Annotated in this window: 22 protein-coding genes; 7 read left to right on the top strand and 15 right to left on the bottom strand. The window is 58.6% G+C overall.

Translation table 11 applies throughout. The features are described from left to right. Positions 1–45: 45 nt before the first annotated feature. Together EI290_RS18945 and miaA are read left to right on the top strand one after the other, a co-directional pair. On the top strand, positions 46–1,185 hold the full coding sequence (locus EI290_RS18945; protein WP_185817074.1) for a glycosyltransferase: 1,140 nt from the start codon (positions 46–48) through the stop codon (positions 1,183–1,185). After that, on the top strand, positions 1,182–2,090 hold the full coding sequence (gene miaA / locus EI290_RS18940; RefSeq protein WP_125433235.1) for a tRNA (adenosine(37)-N6)-dimethylallyltransferase MiaA: 909 nt from the start codon (positions 1,182–1,184) through the stop codon (positions 2,088–2,090). The genes EI290_RS18945 and miaA overlap by 4 nt, the downstream gene beginning before the upstream one ends. Here miaA and EI290_RS18935 read toward each other — a convergent pair. Further along, the gene (locus EI290_RS18935; RefSeq protein WP_125433234.1) at positions 2,074–2,514 is read right to left on the bottom strand and encodes a hypothetical protein; all 441 of its coding nucleotides are present in this window, start codon (positions 2,512–2,514) and stop codon (positions 2,074–2,076) included. The genes miaA and EI290_RS18935 overlap by 17 nt on opposite strands. A 297-nt stretch (positions 2,515–2,811) precedes the next feature. Continuing rightward, a complete protein-coding gene (pfkA, locus tag EI290_RS18930) occupies positions 2,812–3,783 on the bottom strand; it encodes a 6-phosphofructokinase (RefSeq protein WP_125433233.1) in 972 nt (323 codons plus the stop codon). Between the two features lie 275 nt (positions 3,784–4,058). Here pfkA and EI290_RS18925 point away from each other — a divergent pair, with 275 nt between their 5' ends. Further along, positions 4,059–4,490: a tellurite resistance TerB family protein gene (locus EI290_RS18925; RefSeq protein ID WP_125433232.1), complete on the top strand. Its 432-nt coding sequence runs from the start codon at positions 4,059–4,061 to the stop codon at positions 4,488–4,490. Positions 4,491–4,573: 83 nt separating this feature from the next. Here the strand turns inward: EI290_RS18925 and EI290_RS18920 are convergent, their stop codons facing one another. The 4 genes from EI290_RS18920 to EI290_RS18905 form a co-directional block, all read right to left on the bottom strand. Continuing rightward, a complete protein-coding gene (locus EI290_RS18920) occupies positions 4,574–5,767 on the bottom strand; it encodes an aspartate aminotransferase family protein (protein WP_125433231.1) in 1,194 nt (397 codons plus the stop codon). Positions 5,768–6,067: 300 nt separating this feature from the next. Beyond that, complete coding sequence (locus EI290_RS18915) at positions 6,068–6,550, bottom strand: hypothetical protein (protein ID WP_125433230.1); 483 nt, start codon at positions 6,548–6,550, stop codon at positions 6,068–6,070. 36 nt (positions 6,551–6,586) lie between these two features. Further along, positions 6,587–7,039: a hypothetical protein gene (locus EI290_RS18910; protein WP_125433229.1), complete on the bottom strand. Its 453-nt coding sequence runs from the start codon at positions 7,037–7,039 to the stop codon at positions 6,587–6,589. Positions 7,040–7,191: 152 nt separating this feature from the next. Continuing rightward, positions 7,192–7,737: an RNA polymerase sigma factor gene (locus tag EI290_RS18905; RefSeq protein ID WP_125433228.1), complete on the bottom strand. Its 546-nt coding sequence runs from the start codon at positions 7,735–7,737 to the stop codon at positions 7,192–7,194. Between the two features lie 200 nt (positions 7,738–7,937). On the opposite strand from EI290_RS18905, the gene EI290_RS18900 reads away from it, so the two are divergent. The 4 genes from EI290_RS18900 to EI290_RS18885 all read left to right on the top strand — a co-directional run bounded on the left by EI290_RS18900 (position 7,938) and on the right by EI290_RS18885 (position 10,701). Beyond that, complete coding sequence (locus tag EI290_RS18900; RefSeq protein ID WP_125433227.1) at positions 7,938–8,663, top strand: hypothetical protein; 726 nt, start codon at positions 7,938–7,940, stop codon at positions 8,661–8,663. Between the two features lie 84 nt (positions 8,664–8,747). After that, the gene (locus EI290_RS18895) at positions 8,748–9,389 is read left to right on the top strand and encodes a zinc ribbon domain-containing protein (protein ID WP_125433226.1); all 642 of its coding nucleotides are present in this window, start codon (positions 8,748–8,750) and stop codon (positions 9,387–9,389) included. 429 nt (positions 9,390–9,818) lie between these two features. After that, the gene (locus EI290_RS18890; protein WP_125433225.1) at positions 9,819–10,118 is read left to right on the top strand and encodes a hypothetical protein; all 300 of its coding nucleotides are present in this window, start codon (positions 9,819–9,821) and stop codon (positions 10,116–10,118) included. Between the two features lie 4 nt (positions 10,119–10,122). Continuing rightward, positions 10,123–10,701 (top strand): hypothetical protein, encoded by a 579-nt coding sequence (locus tag EI290_RS18885; RefSeq protein ID WP_125433224.1) that lies wholly within the window; start codon positions 10,123–10,125, stop codon positions 10,699–10,701. Between the two features lie 71 nt (positions 10,702–10,772). On the opposite strand, the gene EI290_RS18880 is transcribed toward EI290_RS18885, so the two are convergent. From EI290_RS18880 to EI290_RS18840, 9 genes are all read right to left on the bottom strand, one after another. Then, on the bottom strand, positions 10,773–11,729 hold the full coding sequence (locus tag EI290_RS18880; protein WP_125433223.1) for a transketolase family protein: 957 nt from the start codon (positions 11,727–11,729) through the stop codon (positions 10,773–10,775). Between the two features lie 101 nt (positions 11,730–11,830). After that, entirely contained in the window at positions 11,831–12,130 is a 300-nt protein-coding gene (locus tag EI290_RS18875; protein WP_125433222.1) for a GIY-YIG nuclease family protein, read from the bottom strand. Between the two features lie 53 nt (positions 12,131–12,183). Further along, entirely contained in the window at positions 12,184–12,957 is a 774-nt protein-coding gene (locus EI290_RS18870; RefSeq protein WP_125433221.1) for a phytanoyl-CoA dioxygenase family protein, read from the bottom strand. A gap of 3 nt (positions 12,958–12,960) precedes the next feature. Beyond that, entirely contained in the window at positions 12,961–13,341 is a 381-nt protein-coding gene (locus tag EI290_RS22615) for a hypothetical protein (protein ID WP_125433220.1), read from the bottom strand. A 131-nt stretch (positions 13,342–13,472) separates the two neighbouring features. Beyond that, complete coding sequence (locus EI290_RS18860; protein WP_125433219.1) at positions 13,473–14,867, bottom strand: vWA domain-containing protein; 1,395 nt, start codon at positions 14,865–14,867, stop codon at positions 13,473–13,475. Positions 14,868–14,996: 129 nt separating this feature from the next. Next, the gene (locus EI290_RS18855) at positions 14,997–15,899 is read right to left on the bottom strand and encodes a transketolase (RefSeq protein WP_125433218.1); all 903 of its coding nucleotides are present in this window, start codon (positions 15,897–15,899) and stop codon (positions 14,997–14,999) included. A 223-nt stretch (positions 15,900–16,122) separates the two neighbouring features. Next, on the bottom strand, positions 16,123–16,572 hold the full coding sequence (gene bcp / locus EI290_RS18850; RefSeq protein WP_125433217.1) for a thioredoxin-dependent thiol peroxidase: 450 nt from the start codon (positions 16,570–16,572) through the stop codon (positions 16,123–16,125). Positions 16,573–16,734: 162 nt separating this feature from the next. Beyond that, positions 16,735–17,313, bottom strand: a complete 579-nt coding sequence (locus tag EI290_RS18845) for a lipocalin family protein (protein ID WP_125433216.1) — start codon at positions 17,311–17,313, stop codon at positions 16,735–16,737. A gap of 120 nt (positions 17,314–17,433) precedes the next feature. Then, positions 17,434–17,931: a DUF6896 domain-containing protein gene (locus tag EI290_RS18840; RefSeq protein WP_125433215.1), complete on the bottom strand. Its 498-nt coding sequence runs from the start codon at positions 17,929–17,931 to the stop codon at positions 17,434–17,436. Between the last annotated feature and the right edge of the window lie 51 nt (positions 17,932–17,982).

Here is a 17,982-nt window from a genome sequence, read left to right as displayed (position 1 = left end):
CCTGAAACTACCGCTTTTCCCGCCGCGGGAACCTGTTTTGCTTCTGTGCCTGCATCCCTGGTTTTTACCGTTACCACCGACCTGAACTACGACCAGCGGATGCAGCGCATCTGCGGCTCACTGGCCCATGCGGGCTACGCAGTGCTGCTGGTGGGGCGGCAGTGGCCCGCCTCTCGCCCGCTCACTCCCCAGCCGTACCGGCAGCACCGGCTGCGCTGCTGGTTTGGGCGGGGCAAGCTGTTTTACGTGGAGTACAACCTGCGCCTGCTGCTGTACCTGCTGGGCCAGCGCGCCACCGCCTGGTGCGCCATCGACCTGGATACGGCCCTGCCCGTGTGGCTGCGGGCCCGGCTGGGTGGCCAGCCGTTTATATATGATGCCCACGAGCTGTTTACGGAGGTGCCGGAGGTGGTGGCCCGGCCCCGGGTGCAGCGCCTCTGGCGGGCCATCGAAAACTTTATCGTGCCCCGGGCCACCCTGGCTTATACCGTGGGGCCGGCGCTGGCGCAGCTGTTCGAGCGGCGCCACGGCCGGCCGTTTGCCGTCGTCCGCAACATCAGCCGGCTGGTAGAGCCGGCGGCCGGGGCTCCAGCGTCACCGACTTCCGCTCCCGTCATTCTGTACCAGGGCGCCCTCAATGCCGGTCGGGGGCTGGAGCCGCTGCTGGAGGCTATGCCCCAGGTGCGGGGCCGGCTGGTTATCTGCGGGGAGGGCGACTTGTCGGCGGAGCTGCGCGCCCAGGCCCGGCGGCTGGGGCTGCTGGACAGCGGGCAGGTGGAGTTTCGGGGGTACGTGTTGCCGGCCGAGCTGCGGGAGCTCACGCGGCAAGCCACGGTGGGCGTGCTGCTGCTCGAAAACCAGGGCCTGAGCTACTATTACTCCCTGGCCAACAAATTCTTCGACTACCTGCACGCCGGCGTGCCCCAGGTGGTTATCGACTTCCCGGAGTACCGGGCTCTGAATGCACAGTACCAAGTAGCTGACCTGATTCCGGACCTGGAGCCGACCACGCTGGCCGCCGCTCTCAACCACCTGCTGCCGGAGGTCGGGGATGCCGCGCACTACCAACGGCTGGCCGAAAACTGCCGCCGCGCCCGGCAGACGCTGAACTGGCAGCACGAGGAGCAGCACCTGTTGGCCCTGTATGCGCGGCTTCTTTCTCACTCCCTACCTTCTGCCTCATGAATCTGCTGACTGAACTGGCCGCGGCCACCGGGCCCACCCTGCTGGTCATCAGTGGGCCAACGGCCGTGGGCAAAACGGCCCTGTGCGTGCAGCTGGCCCGGCAACTGGGCACCGAAATCGTATCGGCCGACTCCCGGCAGTTCTTCCGGGAGCTGACCATTGGCACGGCCAAGCCTACCTCCGAGGAAATGCAAGGCGTGCCCCACCACTTCATCAACTCGCACAGCATAACGGAGGAGTACAACGCCGGCCGCTTCGAGCAGGACGCCCTGGCGCTGCTACACGAGCTGTTTCAGCAGCACCGGGTGGTCATTCTTACCGGCGGCTCGGGGCTGTATTTGCAGGCCGTTACCGAAGGTTTCGATGCCCTGCCCGCCGTAGACCCCGCCGTGCGTCAGCAAATTAAGGCTGAATTGGAAGCTACCGGTCTGGAGCCGTTGGTGCAGGAGCTGGCCCGCCTCGACCCGGTCACTTACCAGCGCATCGATAGGCAAAACCACCAGCGCGTGGTGCGGGCCCTGGAAATAAGCCGGGGTACGGGCCAGCCGTTCAGCTCGTTTCACGGCCGCGCGGCCCCCGACCGGCCATTCCGGACCGTCAAAATTGCCCTCAACCGGGAGCGGGAGGAGCTGTACCAGCGCATCGACCAGCGCATGGACCAGATGCTGGCCGAAGGCTTGGAGGCAGAGGCCCGCGCCCTGTACCTCTACCGCCACCACAATGCCCTCCAGACCGTGGGGTACAAGGAACTGTTCGATTACTTCGAGGGCCATTACGACTATGCCGAGGCGGTGCGCCTGCTCAAGCGCAACTCCCGGCACTACGCCAAGCGCCAGCTCACCTGGCTCCGCCGCGACGCGGAGTACCAGTGGCTGCACCCCAAAGAGCTTACCATACCCGGCTAAGCTGCACCTGCGCCCCCGGCAGAATAGTGGCCCGCGTATCGTTCTGCAAGGCCAGGCGGCCCCCTAGCCGCCAGGTGCGGGCCGGGTTCAGGGCCGCGTCGGCGTATATAGATATGATGTACCCTACGTGCAGCCCTCGCTCCCGGTGGGGTTCGTACTCAAACTGCTGCTGGCTATTGAAGCCCGCCGACAACCACCCGTGCTGGGCTGCATACCCCACAAAGCCTCCGCCACCCACGCCAAACTCCACCGTACGGTTGGCCCCAAACGGCAGCCAGTGCAGCTCCTGCTCCAGATTTACGGCCCGGTACGACTGCGGAATTGTGTAGCCGGCCCCGAAGTCATAGGGCTGAGAGCCGGTGATAAGGGCCACCCGGGAACTCAGGCGGGCGTGGCGCCCCAGCTGGCTGGGGAGCGTATTCAAGGTGGGCTTTGGTAATCCAATAGTCTCCTGAGCCATTAAGGCTTCTGCCAATGCCAACCCGCACCACGTGTTGCCGTGCCGCTACCGGCGGGGCAGGTTGCTGGGCCTTGGCTGAATGCGCAACCAGTGCGCTGGCTACGAGTAGAGGATACGTGTACTGCATACTGCTGAAAAAATAAGTAGTGAACAAGGAACTAATTCGGATAATCTTAAACACAAATTCCCTACCAGAAACCAAATTCTGATAGGGAATTTTGCAAAATAGTTGTTGTTGCTGCTGCTAGTAAGAAAAAGCCGCTACACGCTCAGGATTTCTACCATTCGCATAAAGCTCTGGTTGATGAGCTTTTTCTTGTGAATGGTATCGGTGAAGGGCGTGTACACCAGCTTGCGGTCCACAATGCCCGCCATTACGTTGCGCATCCCGTTGAGCAGGCCTTCCACGGCGGCAATGCCAATCTGCGAGGCCAGCATCCGGTCGGCGGCGGAAGGGGAGCCCCCGCGCTGAATGTGGCCGATGATGGTCACGCGGGTGTCCAGTTCCGGAATGGCTTCCTTTACGCGCTGGGCTACGTGGTGGGCATTGCCCTCCTCTTCACCCTCGGCTACCACTACCAGAAACGAGGTTTTGGAGCGTTGCCAGCTGGTTTTCAGGTTTTCCACCACTGCTTCCGTCGACATCTGGGTTTCCGGAATCATCACAATTTCGGCCCCGCCCCCAATGGCGCAGGGAATAGCAATGTAGCCCGAGTCGCGGCCCATTACCTCCACGAAGAAGCACCGGTCGTGGGAGTCGGCCGTATCCCGGATTTTATCAATGGCTTCCAGGGCGGTATTCACGGCCGTATCGTAGCCGATGGTGTAGTCGGTGCCGTACAGGTCGTTGTCGATGGTGCCGGGGGCACCTACCGTTGGAATGCCAAACTCCTGCTCAAACAGCATGGCCCCGGTAAAGGTACCGTTGCCGCCAATGGCCACCAGCCCATCAATACCGTGGTTTACGAGTTGGTCGAAAGCCTGCTGCCGGCCTTCCTTGGTCATGAACTTCTGGGAGCGGGCCGACTTGAGGATGGTACCGCCTTTCTGAATGGTGTTGGCCACCGAGGCCGAATCCAGCTTCACAAACTCGCCTTTGATCATGCCGCTGTAGCCGCGCATGATACCGTACACTTCGATGCCGTGGTACACGGCCGTGCGAACCACCGCTCGGATGGCCGCATTCATGCCGGGCGCGTCGCCCCCACTGGTGAAAACTGCAATGCGTTTCATCTATTCTAAACTACTCTTCCGTACTCAAACAAAAGCCTGGCCGGAGCCAGGCCGGGCAAAGGTGGCAAATCCCGCGGGAAAGGTAAGCGCCAACGCCGTGAAATATAAATTAACCCCGATAAATGACTGTTTTCAGGCTGAATACGTATGCAGCGTATTGGAGAAATGCCCGGCTCTGAGTATCTTCCCTGTGTAGTGCCGCGGCCCCGCCAGGGGCCGTACTTTTTTGTTCCTGCCCGCCCCCACTTCCCACCATCCTCAACCTAGCTGCCCGTATGTTTGGTTTCTTTGAAAACGAGCAAACCCGTAAAGTGAAAAGCCACCTGATGAACCTGGTGGCCCTGGCCAAAGCCGACGGCCACATTGATGAGCGGGAAATGAGCTTTATTGCGGCCGTGGGCAAAAAGGGCGGCCTCCGGGCCGATGAAGTCCGCTCCATCGTGGGCAACAGCAGCAACATCCACCTCATCATCCCCGACAACGATTCGGAGCGGTTCGACCAGATTTTCGACCTGGTAGACATGATGCTGGCCGACGGCATCGTGGATGACACTGAAATCAGCTTCTGCATGGACATGGCCGAAAAGCTCGGCTTCCGCCAGGAGGTGGTCAGCCGCCTAGTCCGTCATATTTCGCAGTGCGTGAAGGACGGTATGGAGCGGGAGCAGATAAAAGATGACGCGCTGGCTTTGTTGAATAGCAATTAAAAATTGAGAATGAAAAATTAAAAATGGGCCGTTCAAGCATCCCGAAAGAGATATTTGAACGGCCCATTTTTAATTTTTCATTCTCAATTTTTCATTGCCGAAACCGCCCGCAGCAGCCCTGCGCAGGCTTCGTCAATCTGCTCAGAGGTAATGGTGAGGGGTGGGGCAATGCGTAGGGAGTTGTCGCAGAACAGAAACCAGTCGGTGAGGATGTGCTCCTGCCAGAGGGCTTGGTCGATGATGGGCTTGAGCACCTCGAACGAGTCGAACTCCACGGCCATCAGCAGGCCGCAGTTGCGCACTTCCCGAATGGCGGGGTGCCGGAGCTGCTGCCGGAAACGGGCCGCTTTGTCGGCCACGTCCGCCAGCAGGTTCTCCTCCTGAATAACCAGCAACGTAGCCAGCGCCGCCGCGGACGACACCGGGTGGCCGCCAAACGTGGTGCAATGGCCCAGAATCGGGTCGGTTTTGAAGCCGGCCATGATATGCTGGGGAGCAATGAAGGCCCCGATAGGCATCCCGCCGCCCATGCCCTTGGCCGTGAGCAGAATATCGGGCTCGATGCCGAACTGCTGGAAGGCCCAGAACGTGCCCGTCCGCCCGAACCCCGACTGAATTTCGTCCAGAATCAGCAAAGCTCCCACCTCAGTGCAGCGCTGGCGCAGGGCGGGCAGGTAGCCGGGCGCGGGCAGCCGCACGCCAGCCTCGCCCTGCACCGTTTCGATAACCACGGCCGCTGTGTGCTCGTCAATAAGAGCCAGGTCCGGGAAGTGGTTGTGGCGCAGGTGCTGCACGTCGGGCAGCAGGGGCCGAAAGGCATTCTTAAAGCCTTCGGACCCCGTGATGCTGAGGGCCCCGTGGGTGGAGCCGTGGTAGGCGTTGTAGCAACTGAGCAGCTTGCGGCGGCCGGTGTGGCGCTTGGCCAGCTTGAGGGCGCCCTCCACGGCCTCGGTGCCCGAGTTGGTGAAATACACATTGTCGAGGTGGGCGGGTAGGGTGGCCGTGAGGGCCTGGGCCAGGCGGGCGGGCGGGGCCTGCACCACTTCCCCGTACACCATCAGGTGCAGGTATTTATCCAGCTGGTCCTGAATAGCTTGCAGCACGCGAGGGTGGCGGTGGCCCACGTTGCTCACGCCGATGCCCGAAATCAGATCGAGGTAGCGCTGGCCTTTGGGGCCGTACATATACACGCCCTCGGCCCGCTCAATTTCCAGCAGCAGCGGAAAATCGGAGGTTTGGGCCTGGTGACGCAGGAAAAGCTGACGGGGGGTAAGCATCCGGCAAAGGTACGCCTCAAAACGGCGCAGTGCCACGGTTTGGGAGCCGTGGCACTGCGCCGCTTGTCATTCCAACATTCCGCGCATCAAGCGGCGAGAGGAATCTGGGTGAATCGTTGCTACGAAGCTGTTTAGTAGAACCAATCAGAACGTCATGCTGAGCTTGTCGAAGCATCTCTACCGCTTCGTTAGGGTCGTTCAACGAAGCGGTAGAGATGCTTCGACAAGCTCAGCATGACGGCCTTTCGACAAAACAATACACCCAAATTCCTCGCTCCGCTCGGGGTGACAGTTGATTATCTAATCATCTAAACCATCGGCCGCGGCGGGCATACCGGGGCGGCCGGCTACGCGCTTGAGCACTTCTTTGGTAAACTGTCGCTCGGCTAAAGCCAGCCGGCCCACCTGCCGCACACTGATAACGCGCTGGAACCGCTCGAAATACTCTTTTTCCAAGGTTATTTCCTGCTGCCGCAGCGCAAACGACTGGGCCAGCCCGTCCCGTATCTGCTGGTCGCTGAGGCCATCGGTGTTGACAGGGCGCAGCTGGCGGAGGCGGCGGTTCAGCTCCCGGCGCTTGGCCGTGAATTCGTTGTAGAGCGGCCAAAACTTTTGGGCCTGCTCGGGGGTGAGGGCTACTTGCTCGGTGAGGTAGGCAATGCGGGCATTTTCGAGCTGACTCAGGCGCTCCTGTCGACGCAGGCCACCCTGGGCCGCCGCCTCGGAGGCCGGCAGCGCCGCCAGCAGCCACAGCAGCAGCGCACTACGAAGGAGGTATTTCATGGGGAGAGTAAACAAAACGGATGGTAGAAGGATGGCTTACAAGTAGGTTTCTTCGGTGGGTTGGGTGTCCAGCAGGTCCTGCAGCTCATCGGGCGAGGCTTGCAGCGTACCGGCCGGTACGCTCTGGGCAGCGCCGGGCAGCTCGGCCAGGTCAGTGAGGGTTACGCGCTGGTCGCTGGCCAGCAGGTACTGCACCATTTCCTCCCGCGACACCTGGGCCAGCGAGGCCGTGGCCACGGGCTGGATGGTGGCCGGGGGGCTAAGCAGAAACGAGGCCGCAAACCCGCCCAGCACCACCCCCGAGGCCAGGGCCGTGCGCACCGGCGCCGATAGGGCCGACAGCCAGCCCCAGGCCGCCGGACTCGGGGCCGAGGTCTGCACGCGCTGCATCAGGCGCGTGGGCAACTGCTCGAAGTAGCGGTCCGGGGGCGGGGCCAGCGGCGGCTGGGGCCGGCGGCGGTGTTCATCCAGACGAAAAGGCTTGTTCATATAGGTTAGAGGCGGCCGGGGCCGCTGGGTTTAATGCATCATGTATTGACGCGGATTTTTGCGCGGGTTTCGCAGATTCCTGATTGGGATGTGCTTATGCAGTTGGAAAAAAAGCGAGTTCATAGTCTGTGAAATCCGCGCAAAAATCCACGTTAATCTGTGATGCTGTTGATGTATTGCTCAATCTTCTTGGCGGCGTGGTGGTAGGAGGCTTTCAGGGCACCTACGCTGGTGCCGGTTACTTCGGCCATCTGCTCGTAGGGCATCTCGTCGTAGTAGCGCAGGTTGAACACCAGGCGTTGCTTGTCGGGGAGGCGCAGGATGGCTTTTTGCAGCTTGAACTCCACTTCGTCGCCAGCCAGGCTTTCGTCGGCTTCGATTTTGGCCGTCAGCTCCGCGCCCACGTCGTTGAGAGGCAGAAAGAACTTGCGCCGCTTGCTGCCCAGAAAGCTCAGGCACTCGTTGGTAGCAATGCGGTAAATCCAGGTGAACAAGGACGCATCCTGGCGGAAATTCTCCAGGTGGTTCCACACCTTAATGAATACGTCCTGGGTCAGGTCGTCGGCGTCGTCGTGGTCCACCACCATCTTGCGCACATGCCAGTACACCTTGCTTTGGTACTTGCGCACCAGCTGGTTGAAGGCCACGTTGCGGGCGGCGGGGTCACGAAACTTAGCGAGTATCTCCTGGTCTTCCAAGGCGCAGGCAGGGCGGGGTTAGGGCGGCGGTTGTAGGAGGTTAGAGCAGCCGGGTGGGGCAGGGTTTAAAACCTGCGGCGTTAAATTATTCATCTTTATACTAGCGCGTTGATTTCCACTTATTTCTTGCCTTGCTTTTAATTATGATACTCAGCTCAGTATCCAGAATTATTAGTGGAACGCTTATCAGTGGCGCACTGATGTTGCCGGCGGAAAGCGAGCAGTACCGCCGCCATATCCTGACCAGCCCCGACTTGATGCCAACAGAGCAGGTGGCACGCTATGCATCCCGGTCGTTTGCCGGCGTCTGGCTGCATTCGGAGCCTGAAACGACGTTTGGCTTTATTGGCAGCGACTATCAGCGGTTGCGGGTGAAGCTACTCACGATACATCCTGATGCGCAGAAACCCGGCCGCTACGTGGTAACCGGAAAATCACAAGTGCGCGCTACAGTTGCGCCGTTTCAGGGAAGCTTTACAGTGGTACATGTCCGGGAGAACAAGCGGCTCCCCCGCACCCTCGATGATGTTCCATCGGATGCCGTGAAAGCCGGTATTGTGCTGGCTGAATATGAGTTGTGGGAGCCGGAAAGCCAGGCCACTAATGGTGTGTTTCGGGGGATTGTGTACACGCAGTGGTACCAGGACAAAGCCGGTAAGCTATGGTACAATGACCTGGAAAATTTCTCGGATGGCTACGCTAATAACCAGTTTGTGGGTACTTGGCAGTCCTATAAAACCGGCCGGACCAAACGCTGCAACTGGGGCAACAACCGTGTTCCGAACAGCGGACCGTTAGACCAAGGAGTGGGAGAGTTTAGTCCAACTGATGCTTACCTGCAAAACGGTTGGCAATCCTACCGCAAGGCTTGGGATCAGAACGACAAAGCCGCCCAACTGCAGGAGCGGGCGGCTTGGTGGAAATAAACTTGGGTCAACATAATATTCAAGAAACCCTACTTTTACCCCGTTCCACTACTCCCGCAACCACCAGCCGCAGCTATGAGCAACATGATTCAGTTCGTCGCCAACCACGACGACCTCAGCACCGACAAAGGCTTCCAGTTCAAATTCTACTGCGACAAATGTCGCAATGGGCACATGTCGCGCTTCTTGCCCAACAAAATCGGAATTGCCGGGGAGCTGATGCGGGCGGCCGGGAGCCTGTTTGGTGGGCATTTTTATGATGCTGGCACGGCGGCCTACCACGTGCAGCGTGCCATTGGGGGCAAGGCCCACGACGATGCCCTGGAAACGGCCGTGCAGGAAGGCAAAACCTACTTCAAGCAGTGTACCCGCTGCGGCCACTGGGTGTGCCCCGATGTATGCTGGAACCACCGCGCCGGCCTCTGCGAAGATTGTGCCCCCGATGAGCACGAGGAGCTGGCTGCCCAGCAGCGCCAGGCTGCTCGGGAGCAAATCCATACCAAAACCCGGGAGCAGGATTACACCCAAAACCTCGATTTTCTGGGTACGGCCTCTCTGGCGCAGTGCCCCAACTGCCAGAGCAAGCTGGCGGCCGGCCAGAAGTTCTGCCCCAGCTGCGGCACACCCAGCGCCGCCGCTCAGCCCCGGGGCAAGTTCTGCGGCGACTGTGGCGCCGAGGTAAAGCCCGGCCAGAAATTCTGCGCCGAGTGCGGTAGTAAACAGTAAGCGGGACCTCACCCCCAGCCCCTCTCCTCAGGGAGAGGGGTGCGTTCAACAGTTTTCCGTCTGATACCTCCCTTCCTGAAATGAGGAGTTGCGGGTAAAGTGCTGCACCGAAGGCGGCCGGCTTCTTGATAGACGTCACCCGCAGCCCGTTCATCTCGTCCATTCTGGTCATTAAAATTCATCTTCCGCCTGATCCTCACGGCACTATTGGTCAACCTGATTTTCAACCTCGTCACCCGCTACACCTTTTACGACCAGCTCAAGGTGCGGTACATCCAGGAACTCCACCGCACGGAGGATCAGGCGGGGACATCTGCTATTGAATAGGCAGCGGGTCGTTCTGAAATAATTGCGGGTAGGTATCGGTATATTCATGTCCGATTAGCGTACTATCATGCCCATTTTTAAGGATAAATCAGCGAGACAAGCATGAAGCTAAATGAAGTTATTGCCGCTATTGACGAGCAGCATGAAGCAGCAATTATATTCGTCAAAAAGGTGAATGGTAAGGTGTTGCCTAATTCAGAGGCAGTGCTGGTAGTGATAGGTGAGGAGGAGGGAGACTGGAAAACGGATCAAATAGCAAGTAAATACTGTCCTGGGTTTGAATACTTTTTAGAGGTGTTTATCATACAGGATATGATAGATGATTTAAAAGGTATGGCTAACTATAACACATTAGATCAGCAGGTAAATCGAATTATTCATTACGCTGAATTTGATGCATAAAATAATGCTATTCCTGCTGTTTACTGCAGTTGCAGCAGTAGCTAACGGCCAAACGGTGCTTCAGGGTGACTCGCTGTACCGAGGATTGCAAATAGGTAGGTCAACTTTCAAGGATATCAGGCGAGTAATGGGTAATGGATATAAGAGAGGGAAAATGATCCGGCAATTTCACGTCAAGTGGCGCGTGGGTAGTGCGGGTTCGTATCAAGTCGTTTATGGGTATACTCTTGAGTACCAAAAGGCAGGCGTTCAATTTGCCATAGAAACTACAGAAAAGCCCGAGGATCAGCAGACAATAACTGGAATACAGTTTAGATCTAAGGCATCCATAATTACTTCCAAAGGTATTTCGCCAACAAACACCTTTGCGGATGTCATAAGCCAATATGGCCCATTAGATACAACACAGACCAGAAGAACTATACCGTACGTTTATGGCTGGAGTGTTGATAGAGGAGAGAAGACAGAAAAGCGGTATACCATTCTCCGGTATGGCAATGGCATTCGCTTTGTGAGTTATGGTCCAATGAACAAAGCCGAAAATCTGAATATGCGTAGAGTAGATGAAATTTGGCTCGATTGAATGAGTAAACACAACGCCCCGACTGCAACAAGTGTAGTCGGGGCGTTGTACTTAGGAGAAGTCGTTAAAACCTACTTGCGGCGTTTCATCACCTTCTCCACGGCGGCCACAATGGCGTGCTCGTTGAGGCCGTATTTCTCCATCAGCTGGTCGGGGGTGCCGGACTCGCCGAAGGAGTCGTTGACGGCTACCATTTCCAGGGGCAGGGGTTCCTCGCGGGCCAGCAGCTGGGCGATGGAGTCGCCGAGGCCGCCGTGCATCTGGTGCTCCTCAGCCGTTACCACGCAGCGCGTTTTGCGGGCCGATTCCAGAATCAGCTGCGCATCCAGGGGCTTGATGGTGTGGATGTTGATAATTTCGGCGTTGATGCCCTTCTCCGCCAGTAGCTTGCCGGCCAGGATGGCCTTCCATACCAGGTGGCCTGTGGCGAAGATGCTCACGTCGGCCCCTTCGTTCAGCACGATGCCTTTGCCTACCTCAAACGGCTGGTCGGCGGGGGTGAAGTTGGGCACTACCGGGCGACCGAAGCGCAGGTACACGGGGCCTTCGTAGTCGGCAATGGCAATGGTGGCGGCTTTGGTCTGGTTGTAGTCGCAGGGGTTGATAACCGTCATGTGGGGCAGCATCTTCATCATGCCGATGTCCTCCAGAATCTGGTGAGTAGCGCCGTCTTCGCCCAGCGTGAGGCCGGCATGCGAGGCGCAGATCTTCACGTTCTTGCCCGAGTAGGCAATGCTCTGCCGAATCTGGTCGTACACGCGGCCGGTGCTGAAGTTGGCGAAAGTGCCCGTGAAAGGAATCTTACCACCAATGGTGAGGCCGGCGGCCAGGCCCATCATGTTGGCCTCGGCAATACCCACCTGGAAAAACCGCTCAGGGTTATCCTTGATGAAGGCATCCATCTTGAGCGAGCCGATGAGGTCGGCGCAGAGGGCTACCACGTTGGGGTTGGTGCGGCCCAACTCCTGCAAGCCAGCGCCAAAGCCGCTGCGGGTATCCTTCGATTCGGTGTAGGGAAAGTCTTTCATGAAGTATGGTAGGGAAATGGGTTGCGTTGGGTGAAATACCTCTGTCATCCTGAGCAGCGCGAAGGACCTTCCTCCGTTCTACTCACAAGCCGAGACAAAGCTCAAAGTTCCGCATAGTTAAGCGTCAACCATTGCGGATTATGGGTGGCAATCAGTGTGTTCTTCTTAGCCCGCGTCCAGCCTTTGATTTCCTTCTCGCGGGCAATGGCATCGTCCACGTGCTCGAAGAATTCATAGTAGACGAGGTTATAGCAAAAGTAGCGCCCGGCGAATGTGCTGGGGTTACCCCGGTTTTCAAAGTGTTCCTGAATTCTGCGCCGAACGTCATTGGTCACGCCCGTGTACACCGTTGATTTAGCCGGGTTAGTGACGATGTAGACGTAGTAGCAGTGGGTTGCCATGGATGGGATTAGCGCATTGACTTAGGGCTTCGAGTGTGTAAGAGAAAGGTCCTTCATTCCGCTGCGCTGCATTCAGGATGACAAATTACCTCCCGCCGCTCCTGCCACTGCAGGCCCGCTGGCAGCTCGGCGGCGCTGAACTCCAGGTGAATTACGCGGCGGGACCGGGTGCTGGTGCTGCGCTGGGAAGCGTGCAGGGTAAGGGGCTGCATCAGCATGAGTCCGCCGGCCGGCACCGCGCAGGTAACGGCCTGGGGCGTGAAGTCGGGGTGCTGCTCGTTCGGAATGACGCCGTGACGGTGGGAGCCGGGCACTACGCGCAGCGCCCCGTTGGTGGCGTCACAGTCGTCGAGGTGCAGGCGCAGGGTCACGATACTTTCCAGGATTCCGCGGGGAGGCAGCACGGCGGTTTCACCGTTCTTCCCCGACCAGGGGCCGTAGCCGGGCAGGTCGAGGCGCCGGTCCACGGCCACCATCACATCCTGGTGCCAGGCCACCAGCCAGTTGGAGCCGGCCGGCTTGTCGAAGTAAATGGCCTTCACCAGATGCGGCATTTGCTCCGGAAACAGCTCCGTCAGTACCGCCCGCAGCCGCGGCGTAAGCAACTGGGCCCACAGCTGCGGCACTTCGCTTAGCAAATTCCGAATGGCAAACACATCCTGACTGCGTCGGAAATTAGGCGAGCTAGCCTCGGCCGACTCGATGGTGCGCAGCAGACCGGCCGTTTCCTCCGGGGAGAAAACGTTAGGCAGAATAGCATAGCCGTCGGTGCGGAGGTGGGCGGCGGTAGCGGTTTCAGTTGAAAATGATACTGTTGATATAGTCATCGTTTAAAACCGAATGTTGTCGCGTTGGCAGTGTGCTCTTGCTCCGCCACTGATGCAGCCTTCATACAGTTTCCGGCCAATGATACTAGAGTAGGTAGTATCAGTTCCGGTGATAGTTCTACGAACCAGAGGAGCTTCGGAATTGACAATAGTCACCGTTTTATCCGACTTATGGCATTTGGGGCAGACGTAATGCCCAAGCAGGTTTTTGCGGAGCACCAGCGGAAGCCGCAGCTGCACCGCCGTATCCTGCGCCGCAACGGAGCCCACGTACAGTGTATCACTGCCGGGGCCTTGATAAAAGAACAGATCAGCCGGAACCGCATCAGCCGAAAGGTGATAAACGCCTGACTTCTGCCAGCCACCGGAGGAAAGCAGACCCATTTGGCGGGCCGTCAGCAGCTCCCCGATAATGTGTTGCTTTGAGGGTGGAAACGTTATCCGCACCGTAACTGGCGGCTTGTTCCCACTGGCAGCGCTTAGCAGGGCAGAAAGCAGCAGTAAGCCTGGTATTTTCATCGTCCAAAAATGCTGACTGAGGTGGTTTGGCCGGGGCGGATGGTGAACGTGCGCACATCGGTGAACTGGCTGCCGGTGGCGGTTTTGGTGCGGAACACGAGGCGGTAGGCCCCGGGCTGCATCGGCAGGTTTACTTTGCTGCTGGTTTCGGGCAGGTTGTACACCCACGTCTGCTGCTCGTCCTGGCCGAGGCGGTAGATGCTGCCGTAGCCTTTCAGGTCCGATATGATATTGAGGATGCCGGGCGCTTCGTAAGTTACGGTCGTTTCCTGGCTCTGCTTCACCGTGATGCGCCGCAGCTGCCGGGGCAGCGTGAGCAGCTCCACCTCGTAATTGCCGGCCAGCAGCTTCTGTCGCGCCCCGAAGGGCAGGGCCACCACCGTGGCCGGGTTGCCCTGGGCCCGCACTACCGCCTGCACCGTGCCGTAGGGGTTGGGCGAGGCGGCGGGGTTCTGTAGCCACAGCGTACCCTGAGGCGTTTTGTAGCTGAGCACGTTGGCCCGGCCTGGCCGGATAGGCAGGTTGGGCTGCCGCACCGGTGGTACCGTGTTAATCACCAGGTCGTAGCTCTGCAGCGCATCGATGTCGAGCACATCGGGCTTGCCCTGGGCGTCGCGCCAGTGCACGTAGTTGTACTCGGGCAGCTCCGTCACGCTGTTCATGAACGTCAGGTTCACGTTTGATTCCACGGGGCGGCCGGCGTCATCGGTGAGATTTACGCTCACGGTGGTTTTGGCCAGCGTCTGGGCCACTACATCGTTGAGGATGGTGCGAAAGGTCTTCACATCGGCTGCGTTGTAGTACTGGCCCAGGCATTCCAGTTGCTTGCCAAACTCCCGCTCGGCCCCGATGCCAATCACAAATGGCTTCAGGAACACCCGCTTGCGCTGCAGCGCCAGGGCCGTAGCGCACGGGTCGCCCTTGCACGATTCCAGCCCGTCGGTAATCAGAATGAGCACGTTGCGGGCCGCCTTATCGGCCGGAAAATCTCCGGCCGACTGCAGCAAAGAGTACGTAATCGGCGTGTTGCCCTTGGGCTCAATTGTTTTGAGCCGGGCTTTGATGGCCGCCGCGTTCTTGGGCGCAAAAGCCACTTCCAGCCGCGAATCCTCACAGTTGTTCTCCTTGTTCTCGTGCTGATGCCCGTAGGCCCGCAGCGCCAGCTCCAAGTGGGGGTAGGCGTTAAGCGAGTCCACCATTTTCGACAGCAGCCGCTTGGCTACGTCCCAGCGCTGCTCACCCTCCCAGGGTGCCCGCATCGAGCCGGAAGCATCCAGCACGAACAGAATGCGCGTGGTTTTAGGCTGAGTGGGCGCTGCGTTCTGGGCACGCGCAGGCCCGGGGGCCAGCAGCCCCGCAAACAAACACATAACCAGAACCAGATGGCGCATTTTGGATATAGCCGCAGGAAACGAACGTCATGCTGAGCTTGCCGAAGCATCTCTACCGCTTCATTGCAGTAGTAATCCAACGAAGCGGTAGAGATGCTTCGGCAGGCTCAGCATGACGGTTTTAGGAGCTTAGTAGTCGCCGGCTTTTTCAACGGCCAACTGCTGCAGGGCTTTTTCCAACTGCTCGTCGTTGGGAGCTACGCCGTGCCACTTGTGGGAGCCCATCATGAAGTCCACGCCGAAGCCCATCTGGGTGTCCATCAGCACCATGATGGGCTGACCCTGGCCGAGCAGGCGCTGGGCTTCCTCGATGGTAGGAAGCAGGGTTTCGAACTGGTTGCCGTCGGTTTCCAGTACGTGCCAGTTGAAGGCTTCGAACTTGGCGCGCAGGTCGCCGAGGCCCCCAATTTTCTCCGTGGGGCCGTCAATCTGCTGACCGTTGCGGTCCACGAAGGCAATCAGATTGTCTACTTTGTGGTGGGGGGCGTACATGGCCGCTTCCCACACCTGGCCTTCCTCCAGCTCACCGTCGCCCATCAGCACGAATACGGTTTGGGGGTCGTTGTTGATCTTTTTGGCTTGAGCAGCGCCCACGGCCACACTCAGGCCCTGGCCCAGGGAGCCCGAGGCCACCCGGATGCCGGGCAGGTGCTCATGGGTGGCGGGGTGGCCCTGCAGGCGCGAGTTCAGCTTCCGGAACGTAGTCAGCTCACTTACCGGAAAGTAGCCCGAGCGGGCCAGTACCGAGTAAAACACCGGCGAAATGTGACCGTTGGAGAGGAAAAATAGGTCCTGCCCGATGCCGTCCATATCGAAGGGCTGAGGCGTGTGCTTCATCACCTTGAAGTACAGGGCCACCAGCAGATCGGTGCAGCCCAGTGAGCCACCGGGGTGACCCGAATTTACGGCGTGTACCATGCGCACGATGTCGCGCCGCACCTGGGCGGCAATCTGTTTCAGCTCAGCTACCGATTTGGTGGCTTCGGGCGTGTGGGTTTCGGAAGAAGCGGCGAATGACGTGTCCTGCGACATGGGTTCGGGTTGAGAATGGAGTTAGTAAGGCAAAGGTAGGAAGTTGGCAGAGTAACCATTGTGGCACTCTCTGTCATCCTGAGCGCAGCGAAGGACCTTATCACACTGTAACGGTTTGTCTAAAAGTGATGCAGACATAATAAGGTCCTTCGCAAGCTCAGGATGACAGAAAAAGCCCTAAGTAAAAAGCCCCGCCGGAGGGGCGAGGCTTTCAGTGGGAAAACTACAGCAGCTGAGCCGCGTGGTTCTTGGTGTCGACTTTAGTAATGACTTTCTCAATCAGGCCCTTTTCATCAATGAGAAAGGTATAGCGCATGGTACCCATGTATTTGCGGCCGTACATCGACTTCTCCTGCCAAACGCCATAGTCCTGCACCAGCTTTTTATCCTCGTCTACCAGCAGCGGGAAGGGCAGCTCGTGCTTGGTGGCAAACTTCTGGTGCGACTTCTCCGAGTCGATGCTCACGCCCAGTACCTGCACGCCGGCGGCCTGAAGCTGCGCGTAATTGTCGCGGAGGTTGCAGGCCTGGGCCGTGCAGCCCGAGGTGTCGTCTTTGGGGTAGAAGTAGAGGGCCACTTTGCGGCCCGCGTAATCCTGGAGGCGGTGGAGGGTGCCGTTCTGGTCTTTGGCTTCGAAGGCCGGGGCCTGTTCGCCAGCGTGGGGTACTGCCATGCCGCGAAGATAAAAGGGATTTTTGGGGATTACAGGGGTAACATATCGATTTGTCTGTCATCCTGAGCGCAGCGAAGAACCTTGTCACGTTTGGGTGCTATGTGCAAACGTGACAAGGTCCTTCACTGCGCTCAGGATGATAATCAGTTCACTCTATCACACCTACGGCTTGCCGGCAATGGGTTGCGGGGTGAAAATCAGGTTTTCGACGGGGAAGCCCAGCTCCCGGCCTTTGGCCACCAGCCGGTCGCGGAGGTTACGCTCCAGGTGGGGCTGGCGGCTCAGAATCCAGAGGTTTTTGCGCTCCGGTTCGCCCACCAAGGCATACTGGTAGTCGGCGTGGTCGAGGTCCAGAATCCAGTAGTCGCCCTCAAAAGGCCAGAAGAACTGCACTTTGAGGCGGGCGTTGGTGGCATCCACGGCGCGGGCTACGGCGGTGGCGGTTTCGGCGGGGCCGTTGAGGCCTTCCTTATGACAGGTGTTACGCACGTTTACCTTGCCATCGGGCCGCAACTTGTACTCAGCCGTTACGTGCTGGCAGCCCTTCTCGAAGCGGGTGGGCAGGCGGGCCACCTCGTACCAGAGGCCGGCATACTTGTGCAGATCCACATGGGCCACGGTGGGCAGGTCAGGATGAGCTTTGCGGCGGGTGTAGGCATACGCGGCCACGCCGGTGGCAATAACGGCCGCCGCGGCTCCCAGCAGTACGGGCTGGCGGCGTTTGAGCAGGTTCTTGGGCATAGGGTTGAGGTTGGAAGTAGCCGCTGTTTACGCAGAATCACTGTTGGCGGCTTGGAGAATTGCAGAGGTTCAAACAGAACGGGAAATCTGAAAATAAGCGAATTACCGAACTCCTGAGTTCTACTCAGCCTCATCTTTCTCAGACCAGCGCAATACTACTTCAGGGAGATTGGGGTTTCCGATGTCAGCTACCCAATAATAACGCCAGTCATCTGCCGAGTGTACATATTGGGCGAGTGTACCGTCTTTCACCAGTTCCTGCAGGATCTGCGTCACTTTTGTGTCATTGGTCAGCGACGGGTATTTAGCCTGTATGGCTGGGTTGTTTTGGAGAAAATTTATCAGGAACCAAGGGTCAATGCCGGTACAACCACCTTCCTTCGCATAATCGAAATCCACCTCTACCCCGAACATGTTAACCAAACAGCCCGCGCCGTGGAACGCATACCGTACACGCTGTTGCGCATCCAGATAACCTGCCCGATAACCAGGGCTTTCTTCGCGCTGCTGAAAGCCGCAGTCTTGTTCTGACTTGGCATTCAGCAAGGCTACGGCTTTGTAAACAGCTGTTTGGTAGTCTTGGATAAGTTCTGTGACTTGCTGCTTGGCTGAAAACATGACAGAAGTAATGAGTGTACAGAAGCGGCCAGATTTTATAACAGACTTCAC

Source organism: Hymenobacter metallilatus, assembly GCF_003944705.1.
Lineage (GTDB): Bacteria > Bacteroidota > Bacteroidia > Cytophagales > Hymenobacteraceae > Hymenobacter > Hymenobacter metallilatus.
This window is presented reverse-complemented; position numbering and strand designations above follow the sequence as displayed.

Bases quoted from the DNA above. Each gene is read 5' to 3' on its own strand.
- EI290_RS18900 (WP_125433227.1), top strand. From the start codon at position 7,938: ATGTTGCCGGCGGAAAGCGAGCAGTACCGCCGCCATATCCTGACCAGC.
- miaA (WP_125433235.1), top strand. From the start codon at position 1,182: ATGAATCTGCTGACTGAACTGGCCGCGGCCACCGGGCCCACCCTGCTG.
- EI290_RS18880 (WP_125433223.1), bottom strand. From the start codon at position 11,729: ATGAAAGACTTTCCCTACACCGAATCGAAGGATACCCGCAGCGGCTTT.
- EI290_RS18845 (WP_125433216.1), bottom strand. From the start codon at position 17,313: ATGCCCAAGAACCTGCTCAAACGCCGCCAGCCCGTACTGCTGGGAGCC.
- EI290_RS18855 (WP_125433218.1), bottom strand. From the start codon at position 15,899: ATGTCGCAGGACACGTCATTCGCCGCTTCTTCCGAAACCCACACGCCC.
- EI290_RS18895 (WP_125433226.1), top strand. From the start codon at position 8,748: ATGATTCAGTTCGTCGCCAACCACGACGACCTCAGCACCGACAAAGGC.
- EI290_RS22615 (WP_125433220.1), bottom strand. From the start codon at position 13,341: ATGGGTCTGCTTTCCTCCGGTGGCTGGCAGAAGTCAGGCGTTTATCAC.
- EI290_RS18925 (WP_125433232.1), top strand. From the start codon at position 4,059: ATGTTTGGTTTCTTTGAAAACGAGCAAACCCGTAAAGTGAAAAGCCAC.
- EI290_RS18890 (WP_125433225.1), top strand. From the start codon at position 9,819: ATGAAGCTAAATGAAGTTATTGCCGCTATTGACGAGCAGCATGAAGCA.
- EI290_RS18875 (WP_125433222.1), bottom strand. From the start codon at position 12,130: ATGGCAACCCACTGCTACTACGTCTACATCGTCACTAACCCGGCTAAA.
- EI290_RS18870 (WP_125433221.1), bottom strand. From the start codon at position 12,957: ATGACTATATCAACAGTATCATTTTCAACTGAAACCGCTACCGCCGCC.
- EI290_RS18860 (WP_125433219.1), bottom strand. From the start codon at position 14,867: ATGCGCCATCTGGTTCTGGTTATGTGTTTGTTTGCGGGGCTGCTGGCC.
- bcp (WP_125433217.1), bottom strand. From the start codon at position 16,572: ATGGCAGTACCCCACGCTGGCGAACAGGCCCCGGCCTTCGAAGCCAAA.
- EI290_RS18910 (WP_125433229.1), bottom strand. From the start codon at position 7,039: ATGAACAAGCCTTTTCGTCTGGATGAACACCGCCGCCGGCCCCAGCCG.
- EI290_RS18915 (WP_125433230.1), bottom strand. From the start codon at position 6,550: ATGAAATACCTCCTTCGTAGTGCGCTGCTGCTGTGGCTGCTGGCGGCG.
- pfkA (WP_125433233.1), bottom strand. From the start codon at position 3,783: ATGAAACGCATTGCAGTTTTCACCAGTGGGGGCGACGCGCCCGGCATG.
- EI290_RS18885 (WP_125433224.1), top strand. From the start codon at position 10,123: ATGCTATTCCTGCTGTTTACTGCAGTTGCAGCAGTAGCTAACGGCCAA.
- EI290_RS18840 (WP_125433215.1), bottom strand. From the start codon at position 17,931: ATGTTTTCAGCCAAGCAGCAAGTCACAGAACTTATCCAAGACTACCAA.
- EI290_RS18920 (WP_125433231.1), bottom strand. From the start codon at position 5,767: ATGCTTACCCCCCGTCAGCTTTTCCTGCGTCACCAGGCCCAAACCTCC.